This window comes from Bacillus sp. REN16 (assembly GCF_020731355.1).
Lineage (GTDB): Bacteria > Bacillota > Bacilli > Bacillales > Bacillaceae_L > Ferdinandcohnia.
This window is the reverse complement of sequence record NZ_JAJFZK010000017.1, coordinates 1-21766: the sequence shown is the minus strand read 5'-3', so window position 1 is coordinate 21766 and position 21766 is coordinate 1. Positions and strand designations below refer to the sequence as shown.

Annotated in this window: 20 protein-coding genes and 1 riboswitch; of the genes, 1 reads left to right on the top strand and 19 read right to left on the bottom strand. The window is 38.9% G+C overall.

Going from position 1 to position 21766, the window contains the following annotated elements:
• The 18 genes from rlmH to LKW28_RS18895 form a co-directional block, all read right to left on the bottom strand.
• Positions 1 to 480 (bottom strand): 23S rRNA (pseudouridine(1915)-N(3))-methyltransferase RlmH, encoded by a 480-nt coding sequence (rlmH, locus tag LKW28_RS18980; RefSeq protein WP_229142013.1) that lies wholly within the window; start codon positions 478 to 480, stop codon positions 1 to 3.
• A 93-nt stretch (positions 481 to 573) separates the two neighbouring features.
• Positions 574 to 729: a CxxH/CxxC protein gene (locus tag LKW28_RS18975; RefSeq protein WP_229142012.1), complete on the bottom strand. Its 156-nt coding sequence runs from the start codon at positions 727 to 729 to the stop codon at positions 574 to 576.
• Between the two features lie 162 nt (positions 730 to 891).
• Positions 892 to 2127: a S1C family serine protease gene (locus LKW28_RS18970; RefSeq protein WP_229142011.1), complete on the bottom strand. Its 1236-nt coding sequence runs from the start codon at positions 2125 to 2127 to the stop codon at positions 892 to 894.
• A gap of 129 nt (positions 2128 to 2256) precedes the next feature.
• On the bottom strand, positions 2257 to 3369 hold the full coding sequence (locus LKW28_RS18965) for an ABC transporter permease (RefSeq protein ID WP_229142010.1): 1113 nt from the start codon (positions 3367 to 3369) through the stop codon (positions 2257 to 2259).
• Positions 3369 to 4628: an ABC transporter permease gene (locus LKW28_RS18960; RefSeq protein WP_229142009.1), complete on the bottom strand. Its 1260-nt coding sequence runs from the start codon at positions 4626 to 4628 to the stop codon at positions 3369 to 3371. Before LKW28_RS18960 ends, LKW28_RS18965 begins: the two co-directional genes overlap by 1 nt.
• A gap of 11 nt (positions 4629 to 4639) precedes the next feature.
• On the bottom strand, positions 4640 to 5572 hold the full coding sequence (locus LKW28_RS18955) for an ABC transporter ATP-binding protein (protein WP_229142008.1): 933 nt from the start codon (positions 5570 to 5572) through the stop codon (positions 4640 to 4642).
• Positions 5573 to 5717: 145 nt separating this feature from the next.
• Positions 5718 to 6347 carry a response regulator transcription factor gene (locus LKW28_RS18950; RefSeq protein ID WP_229142007.1) on the bottom strand — a complete coding sequence of 210 codons (630 nt, stop codon included), beginning with the start codon at positions 6345 to 6347 and terminating at the stop codon, positions 5718 to 5720.
• A 14-nt stretch (positions 6348 to 6361) separates the two neighbouring features.
• Positions 6362 to 7444, bottom strand: coding sequence for a sensor histidine kinase (locus tag LKW28_RS18945; protein ID WP_229142006.1), 1083 nt, complete (start codon positions 7442 to 7444; stop codon positions 6362 to 6364).
• 106 nt (positions 7445 to 7550) lie between these two features.
• Positions 7551 to 8345: an MBL fold metallo-hydrolase gene (locus tag LKW28_RS18940; protein ID WP_229142005.1), complete on the bottom strand. Its 795-nt coding sequence runs from the start codon at positions 8343 to 8345 to the stop codon at positions 7551 to 7553.
• Positions 8346 to 8351: 6 nt separating this feature from the next.
• Positions 8352 to 9116 carry a two-component system regulatory protein YycI gene (locus tag LKW28_RS18935; RefSeq protein ID WP_229142004.1) on the bottom strand — a complete coding sequence of 255 codons (765 nt, stop codon included), beginning with the start codon at positions 9114 to 9116 and terminating at the stop codon, positions 8352 to 8354.
• Complete coding sequence (locus tag LKW28_RS18930) at positions 9103 to 10446, bottom strand: YycH family regulatory protein (protein WP_229142003.1); 1344 nt, start codon at positions 10444 to 10446, stop codon at positions 9103 to 9105. The genes LKW28_RS18935 and LKW28_RS18930 overlap by 14 nt, the downstream gene beginning before the upstream one ends.
• Positions 10427 to 12256, bottom strand: a complete 1830-nt coding sequence (gene walK / locus LKW28_RS18925; protein ID WP_229142002.1) for a cell wall metabolism sensor histidine kinase WalK — start codon at positions 12254 to 12256, stop codon at positions 10427 to 10429. Before walK ends, LKW28_RS18930 begins: the two co-directional genes overlap by 20 nt.
• An 8-nt stretch (positions 12257 to 12264) precedes the next feature.
• Positions 12265 to 12972, bottom strand: coding sequence for a response regulator YycF (yycF, locus tag LKW28_RS18920; protein ID WP_229142001.1), 708 nt, complete (start codon positions 12970 to 12972; stop codon positions 12265 to 12267).
• A gap of 230 nt (positions 12973 to 13202) precedes the next feature.
• The gene (locus tag LKW28_RS18915) at positions 13203 to 14636 is read right to left on the bottom strand and encodes a peptidoglycan DD-metalloendopeptidase family protein (protein ID WP_229142000.1); all 1434 of its coding nucleotides are present in this window, start codon (positions 14634 to 14636) and stop codon (positions 13203 to 13205) included.
• A gap of 429 nt (positions 14637 to 15065) precedes the next feature.
• Positions 15066 to 16430, bottom strand: a complete 1365-nt coding sequence (gene dnaB / locus LKW28_RS18910; protein WP_229141999.1) for a replicative DNA helicase — start codon at positions 16428 to 16430, stop codon at positions 15066 to 15068.
• A gap of 290 nt (positions 16431 to 16720) precedes the next feature.
• Entirely contained in the window at positions 16721 to 17167 is a 447-nt protein-coding gene (gene rplI / locus LKW28_RS18905) for a 50S ribosomal protein L9 (RefSeq protein ID WP_229141998.1), read from the bottom strand.
• Entirely contained in the window at positions 17164 to 19137 is a 1974-nt protein-coding gene (locus tag LKW28_RS18900; RefSeq protein ID WP_229141997.1) for a DHH family phosphoesterase, read from the bottom strand. The genes rplI and LKW28_RS18900 overlap by 4 nt, the downstream gene beginning before the upstream one ends.
• Positions 19138 to 19164: 27 nt before the next feature.
• A complete protein-coding gene (locus LKW28_RS18895; protein ID WP_229141996.1) occupies positions 19165 to 20097 on the bottom strand; it encodes a YybS family protein in 933 nt (310 codons plus the stop codon).
• Between the two features lie 261 nt (positions 20098 to 20358).
• Positions 20359 to 20461, top strand: a riboswitch (TPP riboswitch).
• Between the two features lie 74 nt (positions 20462 to 20535).
• Here LKW28_RS18895 and thiT point away from each other — a divergent pair.
• Complete coding sequence (gene thiT / locus LKW28_RS18890; RefSeq protein ID WP_229141995.1) at positions 20536 to 21102, top strand: energy-coupled thiamine transporter ThiT; 567 nt, start codon at positions 20536 to 20538, stop codon at positions 21100 to 21102.
• Between the two features lie 90 nt (positions 21103 to 21192).
• Here thiT and rpsR read toward each other — a convergent pair whose 3' ends face one another.
• The gene (gene rpsR / locus LKW28_RS18885; protein ID WP_010677416.1) at positions 21193 to 21432 is read right to left on the bottom strand and encodes a 30S ribosomal protein S18; all 240 of its coding nucleotides are present in this window, start codon (positions 21430 to 21432) and stop codon (positions 21193 to 21195) included.
• Positions 21433 to 21766: the final 334 nt, after the last annotated feature.

Genomic DNA, 21766 nt, shown 5'->3' with positions numbered 1-21766 from the left:
TTACTTATGATACGGTTCTCCCCTATTAATCCGAAAAGCCCGATACACCTGCTCTACCAATATCAACCTCATCAACTGATGCGGAAAGGTCATTTTTGAAAATGACAATGTATCATTTGCCCGCTTCATGACATCCTTGCTTAATCCGAGCGATCCTCCGATGACAAAGGCGATTTTGCTTTTCCCATAGGTTGCTAGGTTATCAATATCTGCTGCCAGTTGCTCTGAGGACTTCATTTTACCTTCAATCGCTAAGGCAATCACATGGGTGTCGTCCGATAACTTTGCAAGAATTCGCTCTCCCTCTTTTTGCTTCACCTGCTCCATTTCCGTTCCACTTAAATTTTCCGGTGCCTTTTCATCAGCAAGCTCCACGATTTCCACCTTCGCATAAGCCATTAATCGTTTTAAGTATTCATTGATCCCTTGAATCAAATACTTTTCTTTCAGTTTTCCAATTGTTACGATTGTGATGTTCAAACTTATCCCCACTTCGCTCACATTTTACAAACATATTATCCACAATAGTTATCCACATATCCACAAAGTCTATCCACATCTTGTATGGGAATATTAGTTCCCCACAACATATACTGCCTTATTTTGACAAAATTCGCAGGTTGTTGATAAGTTTTCATCTTCAATTTTCGTCATAATCGGCGCAATCTCATGTTCATCCACCATTATATCTAATGCTAATTCAATATGTTCTTCACAACATTTAATCATTTTTACTTCCTCCATCTATCTTACCCACAGCCCCTTGGGAATTATGGGTATAACTTTTTCTGTTTATTTTTTCTTATCCACATGTTTTTATCTTACCCATTTTAACATATTATTTTGTCCACAAAAAAACAGGAGAATTTTTTCTCTCTCCTGTAAATGATTTCACATCGATTCACTAGCCAATTGTATGGTTGCCTTTTGTTTTTCACCCGCTCGGTAGAATATAACCTCCATTTTGTCACCTACTGATTTTTTATATAAATGCTTTCGTAATTCAACCACTGATGCAATTTTTTCACCGTCTAGTTCGACAATCACATCTAACTCACGTAATCCCGCTTGAGAGGCAGGTGTATTTCGTATCACTTCTAAAACAGCTACTCCCTCAGTGATCTCATTCGGTAAATGTAAGGTTTGCACTCGATGATAGGAGGAAATTTCACTTAGTGACCTGAGTTGCCCCACACCCATAAATGGACGCTTCACCTCACCATATAGTTCAAGATCCTCAATAATGGGCTTTGCACTTGTTATAGGTATTGAAAGGCCAATACCTTCAACTGCTTCCTGTGCAATTTTCATTGAATTGATGCCGATTACTTCTCCCTTAATATTCACAAGGGCTCCTCCGCTATTTCCTGGATTAATCGCTGCATCTGTTTGCATGACATCGGCATTCCAATCAGGTACGCCATCCTGATTAATATCAACAGGAATTGTCCGATTTAAGCCGGAAATAATACCTTGTGTAACCGAACCAGAAAATTCAAGTCCCAACGGATTACCAATGGCAATGACCGGCTCACCCAGATTAATAGTATCGGAGTTGCCAAATTGAGCAATCTTTTCTACATGGCTAGCGTCAATTTCAATCACCGCTAAATCCGTCCAAATATCACTCCCAAGCAGTTTTCCCTTCACTCTTGACCCGTCACTTAAGCTGACTTCTATATCTGATGCTCCTTCAATAACATGGTGGTTTGTAACGATAAAAGCCTTGCCATTTCCTTTTTTATACACGACTCCAGAGCCTGTCCCGGCCGCCGTGGCTTCCTCCGACCAAAAGTTTGTTTGTTGAAGATTAACAACTCCCACGACTGCCTCACTTACACGGTTCACGGCATCCGTAATCTCTGACGTGACGTTTACATTAATGGTCTGCTGGACACCTTCACCAGATTCCGGTGCTTTTCTCTCTACATCATCTAGCCCATTTTGCTCATTAGTGGCGACATTCTCCTCGTATGGAAGTAAATGATACTTTGATAATGTCGGTACAAGAACGACAACAAGCAATGCCCCAATGATGGCTCCGATGAATGCTGTAAAAAACCAGCTGCCACGACCCCCTCTGCGTTTATATCTCTGATTTGCATAATCCTGATCATAATACCCCATTATCGCCATTTCTCCTTTTTAAAAAACATTCCATATTCAATTTTACCCATTTTTTATGTAAAACATGACCGAGCCCTACAACGAACAAAAGGCAGAAGCTGATAGCCCCTGCCTTTTTTCCATCCACGATTATGCGTTCTTCCGTTCCATTACATTAATCCCGATTCCGATTAACACGACTCCCATTAACGTTAGAATGCTAATCGGGTACAGTAATTCACTCATTGGTGCTCCGTAAATGGTCGCTGCTTTTAAGCCTTCCATTGCATGTTTAATTGGCACAAAGTCTGATACTTTTAACAAAAAGTCTGAGCTAACAATTTCAAGTGGCCAATAAGCCCCGCCAAGCATCGACAGGCAGACTGACACGAGCGATATAATCGCATTGAATTGCTGAGTGCTTCTAACAATACTGACTAGAAATAGTGCTAAGGCAACGATTGAGAACACATAAGGGATTAATACAATTAATGTTTTTCCAAATCCCCCGTAAAAGTCTACCCCAACTCCATACCGGAACACGAAAAAGATGAGAGCAACCTGAAAGTAACCCATGAGGAAGCTATACACTAAATTTCCTGCATACATCTCCCATTTTTTTAAAGGCGATAAAATCATTCGGTCCCAGACGCCCCATGTTCTCTCCTGTAAAATATTGTGGACATTATAAGAAATTGTGTAAATGACAAAGAATAATGTAAATCCAAAAATGGTTTGCATCTGATTATCGATAATCACAACATCGTCGCCGCGGAAGGAAGCTTCCTGAATCTTGAATAATGGATTCTCTTTCTTTTCCTTTAATTCACCTAAAATGGCATCTGGATCAATATGGCTACTTGCAGTCGCTGCCTCTTTGATGTTGTCTTCCATTAAAAGGTCGCCATAAAAGGTTTGAAGATAGCTTTCTAATAAATGGAGATTAGAAGACGTCTCTGTCACAACAACAATCGTGTAGGAGTCCTCCTTAATCTTCACCGCAGCCTCGGCGTCACCTTCACTGACTATTTTCTTCGCCTCATCCTCTGTCACTAGTGAAAATTCAAAGCCTTGCGTTTTGTTTATATCCTTCCAAAGCTCCGTTTCTTCAATATTTTCGATGTCTGTATAAACAGGTACATTAATCGTTGAATAATTTGCGGCGCCTAATAACAAGGCAAACACAATACTCATCACGGTCATGCCAATCATAAGCATTGGCTTTCTCAAAAACAATTTAAATTTTGCCTGTAAAATACTCATCATATGGCATCACCTCTTTTCGGAAAACTAATAACAGCTACCGTTAACATCACTAAACCAAAGCCAACTAAATAAAAAATATGATGAACAACAGATGATAGCTCTACCCCTTGCAGCAATTGCAATAATGCAGTCATGCCTGCACCATTGGGCGTAAAATTACCCAGCGTGCCAATGACAGACGAAGTTTCACCAATTGGCGTAAAGCTGCCACCTAAAAAGGCAAAAATTGAAACCATCACATTCCCAAAAAAGTTTGATACTCCTTCTGAATCAATTCGAAAATTTAATGCGGTCAATAAGGCTCCCACTCCACCAATGGCGAAGCATAATGATAGATTTACTAAGAAAAATCCGAGAAGATCCCTCCAAACGACATCAAATATTAAAGAGGTAACACCATATAAAATCGCCTGTTGAACAATTGAAATGACCATTACAGAGAAAAAGATACCACCCAAATATGACCATCTTGATGTATTGGATAAAATAATACGGTTGAACACCTGCAATTGCTTTTCACGGTACGCAAATGATCCGACATGAGAAGCAATAAACATAATAAACATCACACTCATCCCAACGGAATAATATTGCAAGGAGTTGATTGGATCCCGTTCAGTTACCGTTTCGATTTCTCCTAGCCTCGCACTGCCTACCTCCTCTAATTGAAGCCCCGCTTTCCCAATTACCGTCATCGAAGTCATCTGCTTTTGGAAACTCACCAGGATATCTTCTACTACTTTTGGAGCAATCTCTTTTCCTTCATTTTTATATAGCTTAATGGTTGCAGTTGAAGGCTCATCAAGTAGGGCAGAGGAAAGGATATCAAACGTGTAATTCTCAGGTATCTCAATGACAGCAGCATAACTGTCATCATTTTTAATTTCATCCAATTTATCTGGCTCAGTTTGCTTAAGCTCCACAATTTCTCTTAATTCCTTGCTGCCAAACACTTCATCTAGTAAAATCTGAATGGGACGAAGCTGATTTGCTCCTTCGATTAATGCTGTTTCTGCTTCCAGCGGCAGTCCTTCTGCTTTTACCTTCCCGATAAAAGCATCGATATCCTCTTGTTCCTCACCATGATTAATGAAGGCAACCTTCACTGAGATTGTTTCTGTATCACCGTTCATCACCCCGCCTAGGGCGAAGCCAAGTATTGCAATAAGGACAATTGGCATCAGAACTAAAACAAGCAGTTCCTGAGGATTCCTTAGTAACACCAATAGGTCTTTTTTAATAAATGGAATAATCATCACTTCACCCCCTAGTCTCTTAGCGCTCTGCCTGTCAGATGAAGGAAGACATCTTCAAGTGTCGGTGCTTTTACTTCCACTGAAATTAATGCTGTGCCTGTTTCATCAGCAAATTGGGAAATTTTTTGGAATAAATTATATTCCTTTGGAACAATAACCGTAATATCTCGGTCCTGTACCTTTACTTGACGAATGGTCGAATCTGCTTCAAGCAGCTGAATAAAATCTCCTTTTGCCCGCTCTACCTTGATTGAAATCGTATTTTCAGAGGATAAGATATTCTTCAACTCTTCCTTTGTACCGGACGCAATAATATGACCTTTATCCATAATATAAATTCGGTCACATAAAAACTCGACTTCCTCCATGTAGTGGCTCGTATATAAAACGGTCATTCCACGTTCTTTGTTAAGGCGCTTTACCGTCTCTAAAATATAGTTACGAGATTGTGGATCAATCCCAACAGTCGGTTCATCCATAATAATAATTTCCGGGTTATGCAGCAGTGCCACCCCAATATTCAGCCTTCTTTTCATACCACCTGAGAAAGTCTTTACGAGATCCTTTCTGCGGTCTGTTAAGCCAATTTGCCCCAGTACCTCTTCAATTCTCTGCTTCAATTCAGCACCCTTTAAACGATAAATCTCTCCAAAAAAACGTAAATTTTCTTCCGCCGATAAATCTGTATATAGGGCAATTTCCTGAGGTACTACACCTAAAATTTTACGGATATTCTGTGGATGTTTAGTTATGCTTTCATTCAGTAACCGCACGTCTCCAGATGTCGGAATGACTAATGATGAAAGCATCGAAATAGTTGTCGATTTCCCCGCTCCATTCGGACCTAATAGCCCTACAATTTCTCCTTTTTCCAAAAACATATTAATCCCTTGAGCTGCAAACTTTTGTTTATATTTCTTTGATAAATCAATAATCTCTAACATCCCGTCAGCCTCCTTATAGTCTTATCATAGACTTTCTCATCTCGTTACAGCACTATCTCGCGTCACTTGTTTATGTAAAAAACATGACCTGAGTCATAATGGCATTAAAAAAGGGCATCCACCCAATTTGGACAACCCTTATGCCTTATGTAATATCATTTTTCACTGCAAAAATGGCTAACTGAGTACGGTCGCGAAGCTCCAATTTATGCAAAATCTGTGTAATATGGTTTTTTACTGTACCAATCGATAAAAATAATTCATCTGCGATTTCTTTGTTTGTCTTTCCTTCGCCTACTAATTTTGTAATATCCAATTCCCTGCCGGATAAAGGCAATTCAAGCTTTTTCTCTATCCTTTGTAACAACCGCGGCATGACCTTTGCCGCAACCTCTTCATGAATCATCAGTCCCCCTTGAAAACAGCTATAAACAGCATGGATCAATGTTTGTTGATCAGATGTTTTTAGCAAAAAGGCATTCGCGCCATATTTTAGTGCCTGTATAGCATATTCATCATCATTAAAGGTCGTGAGGATTAATATCTTTACATTGGGCCAGCGCGTCTTAATCTTACGTGTCGCTTCTAGTCCATTCATAACTGGCATCCGGATGTCCATTAGCACCACATCAATCACATGTGCCTCCATCTTTTTGATTGCTTCTTCTCCGTTTTCTGCCTCAGCTACCACCTGTATTTGCTCGTCCTGTTGGAGCATAAGCTTCAGGCCCTGCCTTACAATTGATTGGTCTTCTACAATCAACACATTCCACATGTAATTCCCCTCCCTTACATTCTTCCTAACGGAATCATTCCTTTAATCACAAACTGTTCATCCGTTTGATAGACTGCTAGTGTGCCACCTAATTCTTCAACGCGCTTCCGCATATTTGAAAGCCCAAATCCTTCTTGATATGGTTCTTTCTTATGAATGCGGTTTTTAACGATAAGCTCCACGTTTCCGTCTGCCATTTTTCCAAGTGCCACCTGTACCTCACGTGATTGGGAATGGCGCATTGCATTTGTAAGTCCCTCTTGAATGACACGATAGAGCACAACACTTTGCTGATTTGTTAGTTGCTCTGAAAGGATACCTTGCTTTGTTGTGAACTGAACCATCATATGACTTTCAGCCTCAAGCTTTTTAATGAGCTGTAAAATCGTTGCTATTCCTTCATACTCTCGATCCTTTAGGGTTCGGACTGCAAAGCGGGTTTCTTCCAAGCTCTCTTTCGCTAATTCCTTTAATTCCCCATAATGTTCGGGTCCTTGCTTAATTGAAAGGATCTCCAACTGCATGAGCAGTGCCGTAAGCTTATGCCCAACCGAATCGTGAATGTCCCTTGCGATCTTAGTCCTCTCCTGATAGCGGGCTTCCTCCTCAGTAACAAGTGCCATCCTTTTTAGCTTTCGATATTCCCCAAGCAATTCTTCATATAAGTTACGCTGTTCCTCCCGCTTCGTCCATAGCTCATTCACCTGAAGGGCAAGAAGATAGAATAAGAGAAAATAAAGATACACGGAAAAATCAATTTCTATCATAAAAAACAAGCCCAATATACACATAGCCGATAAAGTCACGAGACCTTTAAATGGTTTACTTTCTAACTGGTTAGCTGCCAATAATGCAACATACATCAATAAAAGAGGTGTAAACGGGTTGCCTGCTTCAACAACAGAAAGCACCAAAAGCAGCCCGGTTATTCCCCCATACAAATAAATCGGCTTTGACGTGATTTTTAGAAAAAAATAAAGGGTCATGACTGCTGCACAAATCATGATGGAATATGCGGTTGGGATTGACCGTTCATAGACAAAAAATAAACTCCAGAGCACCATTAAACCTGCCGTTTGTAACACAAAAGCTCTCATACCATCCCCACTTTCATCCTAATCTCAAATTACTAGAAATTTATGGATACGGCAAGTATTTTCCAAAACAAAAAGCCCATCTGATAAAATCAAATGAGCTTCTCTCTTACACCGTTGCAAGCTTGGTTGGAATCTTTGGATCTGTATCATACAAATCAAATTGTTCTCCAACAAAATACCCCTTGCTTTCCAGGGTTTGCTTGACTGACATGCGCGCTAATTCTTTTAAATTATTATCTTTACTTAAATGTGCCAAATAGATCCGTTTCGTACGGTCTCCGATGACATCTGACATCGCAAGTGCAGCGTCTTCGTTCGAAACATGCCCGACATCACTTAAAATTCGTCGTTTAATGCTCCAGGGGTAATGACCCATTTGAAGCATGGACACATCGTGGTTACTTTCGAACACATAGGCATCCGCATTTTCAATCGTACCCTTCATTCGGTCACTGACATAGCCAGTATCTGTAATTAATACAACCTTTTTTCCCTCATGATGAAATGTATAAAACATCGGTTCAGCCGCATCATGAGAGACACCGAATGATTCAACATCCATATTTCCAAATGTCTTTACCGTTCCCATTTGAAAAACGAATTTCTGCTCTGTGGGAATCTCTCCAATATTGTGCTCCATTGCCTTCCATGTTTTTTCATTCGCATAGATCGGAAGCTTGTACTTTCTAGCAAGTACACCAAGCCCCTTGATGTGGTCACTATGCTCATGTGTCACAAGGATCCCGGAGAGATACTTGATCTCTTTGTTGATTTCTTTAAATAAAAGTTCTAGTTGTTTACCACTTAACCCGGCATCTACAAGCAAGGAATGCTTGTCTGTCCCAACATAGAACGCATTTCCTGTGCTCCCGCTGGCAAGCACACTAAAATGCAACCCCATAGTCCTTCACTCCGTCTTATTTAAAATTTGTCCTTCAATGGCATTTACGTAAATCTCTTTCTCATCATCAATGACAACATGCCAAGCTGGTGCCAACAGTTGTGATTCCGAGTATGGCAGGAGTGGGTAATACCCAATCTCCACTTTAGACACATGGCTTCCTGATTTTAAATGATTATTATCTAAAAGGTTTCCTAGGGTCGCGAGCGGGGTGATTAACTCCTCCGGCTCATGCTCTTTAAACTCTGGGATCAAAGTTTGCTCATACGAGATGGCTTCATGGTCATCATTCACATATAAATAAATGACTCCGCTAATGCCAAAAACCTTATAATTTTTATGCTGTTGGACTAGAACAATGATCCCTGCCTCTTCATCTATACTCCAAACCGAATATTTCTCACCTGAAAGCAAATGATCCTTCACAAATTGCTGAATTTTCAATTGGTCGGTTAGCGATACTTTAATAGGATCCTTAAATTCACCCTTTAACACACCAGCGGTTTCAATGGTAACCTCTTGGTTTTTAAGATTTTTAACATCGTCCTCTGTAAAAATCTGAACCTTCCCACTGATATAGCTTAGTTCCTTCGGTTCCTTCGGCAAGGCTTCATACTTAATTTCCTCATTCGCCAGCTCCTCATCGGTAGTCAATTCCGCTAAAGCATCAATTTGACTGCTATCCCTTTTTTGAGCAAGTTGATACCCTAAAAAGACGTTGAGAATCAGGAAGACAATAATAAATAAAGACTGAGTTTTACTCCAATCCATCTTCATGCCCCCCTAAATCCCCATCCTTTATCTCAACCTTTAACCAACTTCCATTATACCTGTATGACCAAATCGGTTGAAGTGAAACAAACTGGGAATTATCTTCTTTCTCCACCATCTCATATGCAACCGTTACACTATCAAGCAGTTCAGGATTAAAATCCCGCATAGAAGTGATGGACTCCATGACTTTTTCTCCTTTTGGAAGATAATTCACGACTGGCGGCAGACCAATTTGCAGGTTGATGGATGGATGGGCATATTCTACAATCTCATTGTTTTCCCATTGTTGTGTGATATCTGCCAGACCTTTGCGACTACTAAAGACAGGAATGTTTTTAATATACAATTTAAACACTGTTGCTTCGCTTTCCTTATTCCAGCTAAAAAAGCGGTAGTCATCTGTCCACCCAACATGTTCATTAACAAAATCAATGCTCGTTTGAATTAAGTCTGTTGTTGTATTCGCCTGTTTTCCATTCATTCTCGTCGGATTAATAAATTCAATATATTTCTCATTGTTATAGACTCTAAGAAGTCTCGTTCCATCCGTATGAACCTCACCTGTTGTGAGCCTGTCACTTTTTACAAGGTTTGGATTTGTAAATAAGCGTTTAACAAATATATTAATATCTAACGCATCAAGAAAATATTCGTAATGATTTACTTCGGTCGTATCCTTTGGCAAATAAATCGAATTTGTCTCTGAAAGTTTATATTCAATTTGTTCAGGATATCTCGTTGCCGTTGTATAGAAAGTTCTTCTAAAATCTTTCGTTAACCTGCTTTCTACTCGGCCTTCATACACTAAGTTATCACCTGTCGACACAAAATACACAATTCCTTCGCCACGGTCCTCTGAGTTGACATCAATGATAAATCGATCAAATGAAATGAGTGAGTGTTCTTTATCATTAATATTTAAAAATGATTTATATAGCTGCAAAGGGAATGGGTCTGGAAAGTCAATTTCAACATGTCCATTTTGACTTAAAAAGTCTGCTAAGCCGGCTTCTTGAACGGTATGAGTAATGTTTTGAATATCAGTGATCTCCCAAAGTCTGATCTCTTTCATCACACGATTCAGCTCTATTTCATTAAAGGTTCCGAAATGCCCACCCTCAATATGATAAAGAATTTTACTTGGTTTTATGATTTGAGACGTATCCCTTTTGATATTTTCCGTTACTTCCTCCACTAAATCATCATTTGCTTCTATGTCCTTGTATTCGGGCTGATAAGTCCACAATGTCCATGTCAGAACAATGCTTGAAAGCACTAAGAAGGTTAATATGGCCGTTTTTATTGATTCATACTTCATCCCAATCATCCTCTAGTCCCTCTTGATTTCCATCGGTTAGCAGGGTAAAGAAAACTGTTGTTCCAACCCCTTCTTCACTTTCAGCCCAAATCCGACCTCCATGTGCAACAACCATTTCTTTGGCAATTGCAAGTCCTAATCCCGTTCCCCCTAACTTACGGGTCCTGGCTTTATCCACACGGTAAAAACGGTCAAAAATACGGGTAATATTTTCCTTAGGAATCCCTACACCTTGGTCGCCCACACTAATTACAATTTCATCATTCACTTCTTCAACTTGGAAGGTGACTGTACCACCCTCTGGAGAATATTTCAAAGCATTTGAAATGATATTATCAAGCACCTGTGTTATCTTGTCTGGATCCAATTCAAGATAAATCGGTTTGTCTGGTAAATTACGAACGAATGAAACATGCTGATCCTTGGTCATTTCAAAGCGGTCAATGATTCTATTAAAGTATTTTGTAAAATCGATAAGTTCCTTTGAAAATTGGTAGTCCTTACTATCTAGTTTTGATAGCTTAAGTAAGTCATTCACTAGCCGAATCATTCGCTCAGTTTCAGTTTGTGTGACATTTAAAAATTGAGGAGCGATCGTTTCATCTTTCCAAGCGCCTTCCGCCAGTGCCTCGAGATAGCTCCTCATTGTCGTTAAGGGCGTTCTTAGTTCATGCGAAACATTCGCGACGAATTCTCTTCGTTCATTTTCAATCTTCTCTTGCTCAGTTACATCATATAAAACAGCAATCAACCCATTAATAATGCCTGACTCCTTCTTAATAACCGAGAAGCTAACCTTAATAATGTACTGCTTCTTATGTGTACTAAAATCAAGTATTTCCGTATCAATATCATGAACAAGCTGCTCAAACGTATATTGTTCGTCCAATCCCAATAGGGACACAACGGATTGATTAAGAACTGTTTCACGTGAAACATCAAGCATATTGACTGCTGGTGTATTAATTAAAATGACCCTGCCCTTTTTGTCAGTGGCGATAACCCCGTCGGTCATATGCGCCAGTACAGAAGAAAGCTTCCTTCGTTCCCCTTCTGTTGTCGCCTGTGCATCCTGTATCTTATTGGATAAATTATTAAAGGTCATGGCCAGTTGGCCAATCTCATCCTGGCCAAAGACCTTTACCTTCTTCGAATAATTCCCTCTTCCCAACTCCACTACATGTTTTCTCATTGCAGAGATGGGTCTAGTAATGGTTTGCGCAACAAAGATTCCCAGAATCGCGGTAATTGCCATCGCAATCCCCGTCCCTGTCACGAAAATATCATTTATTTCTTTAATATCATCATAGACATTTTCCATTTTTGCTTTTAAGTAAATGGCGCCTATGGTATCTCCGTTGGAACGAATTGGTGTGGATGATTCATATATGCGATCAGAATTCTTTCGGCGCACATCATCCTGGTTATCACCGAGTAATAACGTACGTTTGACCAAATTTACATTAGACTTTCGTCCAACATCGCTTTGATTGTAAGGATCTGAGCTTCCTATTACACGGCTTTTATTATCAATTACCTGGATTTCCTGAATATCCTCTGACTCATAGTCTTTTAAAATATTCCGGATATCCTTTTCTAAAGTAGAGGGGTCCTCCCTCTCCTTAATGATTTCCTGCTCCATGCTAAACGCAAGCATATTGACGCGTTCATTTAACGATACTTTAAAGTTTTCTACTAATTGCAGCTCCAATTTCCCGATAAAATAGACACCAATAATTTGCATCGCAATTAAAATGAGAAGCAAATATATGAGGGCAAATTTAATGTGAATGGACTGAAAGAATCCTAGTCTTCTCATTTTTGGATTTACTCCTGATCAGGGTTTCGCAAATAATAGCCCACTCCACGTCTTGTTACGATCCAAGTTGGATGACTTGGGCTGTCTTCAATTTTTTCACGTAAACGCCGAACGGTTACGTCTACTGTTCGGACATCCCCGAAATAGTCATAGCCCCAAACCGTTTGTAATAAATGCTCTCTAGTCATCACTTGACCTAAGTGCTTTGCCAAATAATGCAGAAGTTCAAATTCACGGTGCGTTAATTCAATCGTTTCACCACGTTTACTGACTACATAAGCATCAGGATGAATGACAAGTGAGCCCACGGTAATTTCATTAGAAGTATCCTGAGTAGCTGCCTCAGAAATTTGTTGGTGTCTACGCAGGTTTGCCTTAACACGCGCAAGTAGTTCTCTTGTGCTAAATGGCTTTGTTACATAGTCATCTGCGCCAAGCTCAAGTCCTAATACCTTATCAATTTCAGAATCCTTAGCAGTCAACATGACGATTGGCATATCGTGTTTTTTTCGTACTTCACGACAAACCTCCATCCCGTCTTTATGAGGTAGCATGATATCAAGAAGAATAAGATCTGGATCTATTTCTTCCACCTTTTCTAATGCCTCATTGCCATCATAAGCACAAACCACTTTATAACCTTCTTTTTCGAGATTAAATTGTAATATATCTGCAATTGGTTTCTCATCATCAACTACAAGTATCACTTTATCCATTCTTATTTGCTCCTTCACATTTAAATAAAAGCTCATATTATATAGTTCGAATTGTATCTTCTATTTTGCTCCCTTAATTCTAACTTTAGCAGAAAAAGGGAGCCATATCATCAGTATGTGCAAAAAAATCAGTGTTATGGGTCATTCGTATGTTCCATTTTCTCTTTTCATCATTCTTTATACTTATGAAAAAACCTTCAGCACCATGCTGAAGGTTTAGAGTGTGGTTTTTATAAATAATCCAATGGATTTTTAAGAGCCCCGTTTATATATAATTCAAAATGCAAGTGAGTTCCTGTCGAGTTACCAGTAGACCCCATTACACCTATTTGTTGTCCTTTGGAAACAGTTTGTCCAACACTTACACCAATTGAAGATAAATGTGCATAAATTGTTTTCATTCCATTATTATGGTTGATCACAATTTTATTACCGAAGCTTCCATCATACCCAGCTTCTACAACTGTTCCATTATCGGCTGCTTTAATTGCATGATTGCTTGGTCTTGCAATATCAAGGCCTTTATGAAGTCTTCCCCATCTATATCCTACGTGGCTTGAGATATAGCCGCCAACTGTTGGCCATGCAAGCTGGCCTGAGCCTCTAGATGGAACAACCTTTGTTCCCTTTTCAATGATCTCGGCTACTGGTTCTTTCGTAATCGTTTCATTCAGCTTATTCGTCTCAGCAGTTACGCCATTAATCATTTTATATTCATAGTGAACAGTCTTTTCACCATCTTGACCTTCTTGGGTTACTTTTCTGTCACCTTTAAACATATCCGAATTGTCATTTACTTTTGTCTCAAACTTAATTGTTTCCTTTTGGTTTTGCTCCTTTTTTACAACAACAGTTAAGAACGGCTTATAAGCTGTTACATTTAACTCTTGTCCAATTTGAAGCAATGATTCTGCCGTAATCCCTGGGTTTAACGCAACTAACTCAGCAGTTGTTAATTCATGGTCTGCCGCGATAGAACCTAGTACATCCCCTTCTGTAACCTGATACTTCTTCTCTTCTAAAGTTCCCTTTTGAAGCAATGTAACAGTATCAGCAGGACTATGAACCTGGTCTGGTAAAACTTTTTTATCTAAAATTGAAACCTTTTCCTCAAAAGAAACGTCTAATAAACGAGACTGTCCTTCAGCTAACGCTGGTAAAGGCTCTTCTGAGTTTGCTCTAGCTTCAAGCTCATTTAGTTCATCTTCATTTACATATTGTAATTTTAGTTGTTTAAGAGCTTCATTTGCTTCTTCCTCATTTTTGAGGTAAGCAACTGGCTCTCCTTCAACCGTAATCGCTTTTGCTTCGGCTGCTATTTTAAGCTCAGACGCCAATTTTTTGGAAGCTGTCTCATTATTAAAAGCCGGGAGAAAAGCTTGTTCTTCAACAACTGATATATTATCTGCTACTAAGGATAATCCTTGATACTGATCCTTTAAAGAGCTTACTTTCTGATCAATCACTTTTTCAACAATATCTTTAGAATCTACTGTTCCGATTCTTTGGCCATCTATGTATACGTGATACACAGTTTGGATTTTTGTATCGGCTGATACAGTTCCAAACACTAGTGTTGAAAGTGCTACTGAAGTAATAGCCACTCGTTTAAACAATTTCATGTATGATCTTGGTGCTTTATTATTTTTATTTTGGTTTGACACGGTCTTTCCTCCCTGAACAAAGGTTGCTTGTCCGAATACTCGTTCCTCTCACCCTGTGTGTTGAAAAGCGTTGTCTTACAAAATACGCCAAGACGTATTCGATAGTTCGACAAATCTCTCTATTTTATACTTTATTAATTTACCATAGAATTTCAAAAAAAGTATACTAGTTTCCAATATGTAATATAATTGTAGTATTACTGTCATTTTTTTACACGGAAATTGTAGGATTTTAGCAAATAATTGAGTCTTTCCTCTTATAAAACTACGCAGTTTTTAAGGACTCCTGTCGATTATCCACATCAAAAGGCATCTTTTTCTAATTATTACATAGCCAAATGGTCATAGAACGAAAAAAGACATATCACAAATGTGACACGTCTTTTTGTCTAGTTCCAGGAGTCATCGGGCTCCTTGCACTTTTCTACATTATGCACCTGGTGGAACACCGGCATCATCAAACCTTCGTTCGAGATTGACGAATTTATTGTATTCCTTTACGAATGCCAGCGAAACAGTTCCTACCGGGCCGTTACGTTGCTTTGCAATGATAATTTCAATGATATTCTTATTCTCTGATTCTTTGTCATAATAATCATCACGGTATAGGAATGCTACAATATCCGCATCCTGCTCAATACTTCCAGATTCACGAATATCTGACATCATCGGACGCTTGTCCTGTCTTTGTTCAACCCCACGGGATAGCTGCGATAAGGCTATTACTGGGACCTTTAATTCACGGGCTAACGCTTTTAAGGAACGCGAGATTTCCGAAACCTCTTGTTGGCGGTTTTCACCGCTTCTACCGTTACCTTGAATCAACTGAAGGTAATCAATTAGGATCATTCCTAATCCACTTTCCTGCTTAAGTCTGCGGCATTTTGAGCGAATTTCATTTACACGAATACCTGGGGTATCATCAATATAAATCCCTGAGTTCGATAAGCTTCCCATTGCCATCGTAAGCTTACCCCAATCCTCCGGGGTTAACGAGCCAGTACGCAGATTTTGAGCATTGATGTTTCCTTCAGCACAGAGCATCCTCATTACCAGCTGCTCTGCACCCATCTCTAGACTAAAGATCGCCACATTCTCATCTGTCTTTGTTGCTACGTTTTGTGCAATATTCAGAGCAAAGGCAGTCTTACCAACAGATGGACGTGCTGCTACGATAATTAAATCATTTCGTTGAAATCCAGCAGTCATCTTGTCAAGCTCAGAAAACCCTGTTGGGATTCCTGTAATATCACCTACACGATTATTAAGAGTTTCAATATTATCATAGGTTTGGACAAGAACATCCTTAATATTTTGGAATGCACCCGCATTTTTACGGTTTGCGACTTCCATAATATTTTTTTCTGCCTCACCTAAAAGCGCATCTACCTCGTCTTCGCGTGAATAACCATCTGTTGCAATTGTCGTTGCTGTGCGAATCAACCGACGTAAAATTGATTTCTCTTCAATAATCTTCGCGTAGTATTCAATATTGGCGGCTGTAGGTACTGAACCCGCCAATTCACTTAAGTAAGAAACTCCACCTATTTCGTCTAAAATTTTCACATCCGCTAACTCAGAAGTAACCGTTACTAGGTCGACTGGTTCACCTTTATCTGAGAGATTGAGCATCGCGTCAAAAATCTTTTGGTGGGCTGTCCGATAAAAGTCTTCTGGAATCAATACTTCTGAAGCAAGAGTAAGTGAGCTCGGTTCTAGAAAAATAGCCCCTAATACTGCTTGCTCTGCCTCTATATTTTGCGGAGGAATACGATCAGCAAAAATGTCACTCAACTATTCTCCACTCCCTTTATTTATTAGTTCATCATTAACTTTATTCAGCCTTCTTCTGAATAAAGTTATAACCTCCGGCGGATGCCACGATTTTTCAAAAGAAACTTTTCGAGCTTGCTCGAAAAAAATCGGGCGCAAAAACGCCAAGGCGCATTTGATTAGTCTTCTATCTATCTATTATACTTATTTCAGAATGAAAATGCTTGTTATACGAAAAAAATGTGATCTTGTCTGTAAACAAAACCACATTTTTCATTCTATCTGTTTTCCTTATTCATTTTCAATGGAAATTACTGTTCTTTGACATGAACCTTCACAGTAGCAGTCACTTCGGGATGTAATTTTACAGATACATTTGTATAGCCTAATGCTCTAATTCCATCCGGAAGATCAAATTTGCGCTTATCAATTTTGATTCCTTGCTTTTTCGCAAGCTCATCAGCAATTTGCTTACTTGTTACAGAACCAAATAAACGACCGCCTTCACCCGCTTTTGCTTGCAATTCAACAGTTAGAGTTTCAAGTTTTTCTTTCAATTGCTTGGACTGCGCTAATTCTTCGGCAGCTTCTTTTGATTCTTTATTTTTCTTTGCTTCTAATGTTTTCATGTTAGCTGGTGTTGCCTCAATCGCAAGATTTTGCTTGAATAGGAAGTTGTGTGCATATCCATCAGATACGTTCTTCACTTCTCCCTTTTTACCTTTTCCTTTTACATCTTTTAATAATATAACCTTCATTCCTTGGTACCTCCCTCTAAATACTCATCAATTACTAAAAGTAGCTGTTCTTCCGCTTCTTCTATCGTTGTATCAACTAACTGAGTTGCTGCATTTGTAAGATGGCCTCCGCCGCCTAGGCTTTCCATAATCAATTGTACATTGACGTCTCCCAATGAACGGGCACTGATCCCAATGCGTAAGTCGTGCCTGATTGATATCACGAATGAAGCAACTACATCATTCATTGTCAGTAATGTATCTGCTGCCTGTGCAATCATTACTTGGTCGAAAGTCTCATTTTGTTTCCCTTTTGCAATCGCAATCCCATTTTTATAAATAAACGCTGATTCAATAAGCCTTGAGCGCTTTTTAAAATGATCCATGTTTTCCTTAAGGAATTTCTGTACTAGAACGGTGTCTGCACCTTGAGCGCGTAAATAGGATGCCGCATCAAATGTTCTTGACCCCGTGCGGAGTGTAAAGCTCTTTGTGTCTACAATAATTCCCGCAAGTAAAGCCGTTGCCTCAAGCATGTCGATTTTCTTTCGCTTTGGCTGATATTCAAGAAGCTCAGTCACCAACTCCGCTGTTGACGAAGCATATGGTTCCATATAAACGAGTAATGGTGATTGAATGAACTCCTCCCCGCGACGATGATGATCGATGACAACCACTTTATCAATTTTTGATACGAGTTTTTCCTCAATGACGAGTGATGGCTTATGGGTATCAACAACCACGAGCAACGTTTCATTTGTAGCGATTTCAAGAGCTTGTTCCGGAGTAATAAAATAGGACCAAAGCTCCGTATTTTCCTTCACTTCTTCAAGTAGACGTCCTACACCTGAATCAATTTCATTAGGATTTAAAACAATGTATCCTTCTTTATGATTCATTTGCGCCACTTTTAAAATCCCAATGGCAGCCCCTACTGCATCCATATCAGGGTATTTATGGCCCATGATGATGACTTTGTCACTGTCTGAGACTATTTCCTTTAATGCATGTGAAATCACGCGTGCGCGGACCCTAGTCCGTTTTTCCATCGGGTTCGTTTTACCGCCGTAAAACTTAACCTTCCCATTCGGAAGCTTCATCGCAACCTGGTCTCCGCCACGTCCCAATGCCAGATCCAAACTCGATTGTGCGGCTGTACCTAACTCAGGAAGTGTTGGAACCCCAATTCCAATCCCAATACTTAATGTTAAGGCTACACTATCCTTCGCGGTATTTTCCCTCACATCATCCAAAATTGTGAACTTTGTTTTTTCAAGATTTGACAAAATTTCTTCATTTAACACTGCAATAAATCGCTCAGATGAAGTCCTTTTTAAAAACACACCATGTTCAGTTGCCCATTCGTTTAGGATTGATGTAACCTGACTATTTAACGAGCTTTTTCGTTGATCATCCATTCCTTGGGTTACTTCATCATAATTATCTAAAAAGATAATCCCTAATACGGTACGCTCTGCCTCATACAATTGCACGATTTCCATTTGTTCAGTTACATCAAAGAAATAAAGTAATCGTTCTTCTCTCTTGATGATGACCTTAAATTTCTGTTCATTTAATGTAATTGTCTCACTTTCAATCTCTTGTTGAATTAAAGGAACAATTAGCTCCTCAACATCATAAAGAGATCTCCCTACCAGCGTATCGGCATCAAGAAAGTTCGATAAATAGGAGTTAGCCCACTCAACCTGAAATTCATCATTATAAAGCAATATCCCGATTGGCATTTCCATTAACGCTTCTTCGCCAACCTTTTTTAAGCGATACGAAAGGGTCGAGATATAATGCTCCATCTCCTTTTTAAGAAGTGAGTTTGCTTTTAATAAAAAATACACAATCAATCCAAGGAGCAGAAAACATGCTATCCCAATCATCCATTGAAAATAAGTGAGAATTGCACTAAAAATACTTGTAATCACAAGCAATGCATATATAGGATAGCGAAATAACTTCCTTTTGTAAAAGTCTGGCATGTAATTCTCAGCTCCTAAAGCTTTGTTTTACTTCTTCTTTCCACTTATTCGATTTCGCAGTTGAAATCCTAAGTCAATTATACCTAAGATTCGAATAATATAAAGGAGAAATGGTGTTAATATTGTCAGTACAACTGGCACTGCCTTTGTAATCCCTTTTTGATGACAGAAATAATAAATGAAGGCCAAGCCTTGAACCACCATGAACATCTGCAAAACAAAAAAGAGATTTAAAAAGGCGGTATACCCAAATGTACCCTTTTCCATTTCAACAAAGCTAAAAAGTAAAATCAGTAAGTAATACCATAAAATACTTTTAGGAAATGTAATCTCACGAAACGGCGGGAATGGATTCATTTTCACTTGAAGCCGTACAAGCACTGGTTTCATTGCTACAACTGTTACAAAAGCTAAAAACATTGCAATTAGAACAAACATACTTGGAATCATGTATTGCATCATGTCAATCGACTCTTCCAGTTGTGCAATAGCCTCTTTATTTACTTCGCCCCCCGTTGCCCTCATTATACTCTCAGCCATTGCAAAAGATTCCCGTGAGCTTTCACGGATCATGTCAAAGACATCAATTTGCAGTACGAGTACCGCAATTACATACAGGATCACAATTGAGAACAAATACGACAAACAGGACCCTAAAAATAACTCAATTCCACTTCTTCCCCGGCTAATTAATTCGCCTAGCAAGATCCCTGAAATTCCAAACATAAGCGTATGTATAATCCCAAAGACAGAACCTAACAACCCCGATAATAAAAAGGCAATTAGAATAAATAGCAATGATTGCTTTACCCTATATTTCACCGTAAACAGGATAAATGGAATGGGTAAAATGAACGAAAGCACAAATCCAAGTATTGGGATATATAAAGTAAGGAGCAACAGTACACTATATACTGCTAACAGCATGGCCCCTTCTGTTAAAATTTTTGCGTTCTTCACCTTTTCACCTCAACTTATTAGAAAAGCAAAATGCGCCTGGATTATGACCTCAAGCCGATGGCGCCTGGAGCTAGACATAAAAATAACATACACCTATTTTAACAATCAATTTCTATTTTAAAGATTTACTAGAAAGTCTTCAACCTTTGGACCTCGACTTTAATACGGAAGTGGCCATTTTTAGTCGAAGTTCCTCTGCTCCGAAACTTTTTGTTTTACTTTTCCCTATTTTCTATTATGATAGTAATTATATATGTAAAACGTAACCACAAGGGGAGCAATTTTGCTGAGAGTGAACACTTAGAGTTCAGACCCTTCGAACCTGTTAGTTAATACTAGCGTAGGGATGTGGAGTTAGTTGAGGGAACGGATACTTTTATTAAAGTTGTTCTCCTTTGGGGTACGTTATTTTACAACTACTTCAAGGGGGATTTTTTTATGCAAAACACAAGATTACAGGCAATGATTGAAGCTGCTATTTTTGCAGCATTAGCTCTAGTTTTGGACCTGCTTCCATCGATTAATATTACGCCAGCCATATCCATCTCATTTGCGATGGTCCCTGTTTTTATTATTGCTTTAAGATGGGGAATAAAAACAGGAATGCTGTCTGGGTTGATTTGGGGATTACTCCAATTAGTATTTGACCCATGGATTGTCCACCCTGTTCAAGCCATTATAGAATATATTATTGCCTTTTCATTTATTGGTTTTGGTGGAATATTCAAATCGATTGTACAGGATAGTTTGAAAAACAATCAAAAACCCAAAGCCATTATCTCAATCACGTTTGCTATCTTTATTGGTAGTGTAGCACGCTATTTTTGGCATTTTCTTGCGGGCTTTATCTTTATTGAATACTTTGCACCAGAAATTGAAAACCCAGTATGGTATTCCTTTACTTTTAACGGAATCACCATGCTAGCAACGTTTGTTTTATGTACAATTGTCCTATCAATCCTAATTATTGCTTCACCTCGTTTCTTCGTACTAAAACAAAAATAGGAACCAAGGGGGAAGCTCCCCTGGTTCCTATCGTTCCTATCATATAAAATAAAAAGCGATGATCTAATTTTCGATCATCGCTTTTCTTTATTATTCACCAGATACATATGGTAGTAATGCCATTTGACGAGCACGTTTAATAGCAACTGTTAATTTACGTTGGTATTTTGCGCTTGTACCTGTTACACGACGAGGTAAAATTTTACCACGCTCAGAAACGAATTTTTTAAGTAAATCTACTTCTTTGTAATCGATGTGTGTAATACCATTTGCTGTGAAGTAACACACCTTACGACGCTTTGCACGTCCACCTTTACGTCCGCCTGCCATTTAATTTCCCTCCCTTTTCGATTTGGTTTTTATCGGTTGACTTACAAGTTAGAATGGAAGTTATGCCCACTCTAACGTGTGTAATCTTTGGTATTCCAAAGGGTAAGGTTATTATACCATAATTCGTGTGTAATCTATACCTTAAATTGTTCCCTGATTTCAGAGGTTTTAGACGTTACGAATTATTTTAGGTGATATTAAAACACACGCTTTTCGTATTAATTGTTTCAAGTAAAATAGTAGCCTTCATCAGTTTAAATATTTCGCACCGAAGGCAAAGTAAATTAATGCTGAAACAATAATAATACCTGAAAAGAATAATGTTTTATTGAGC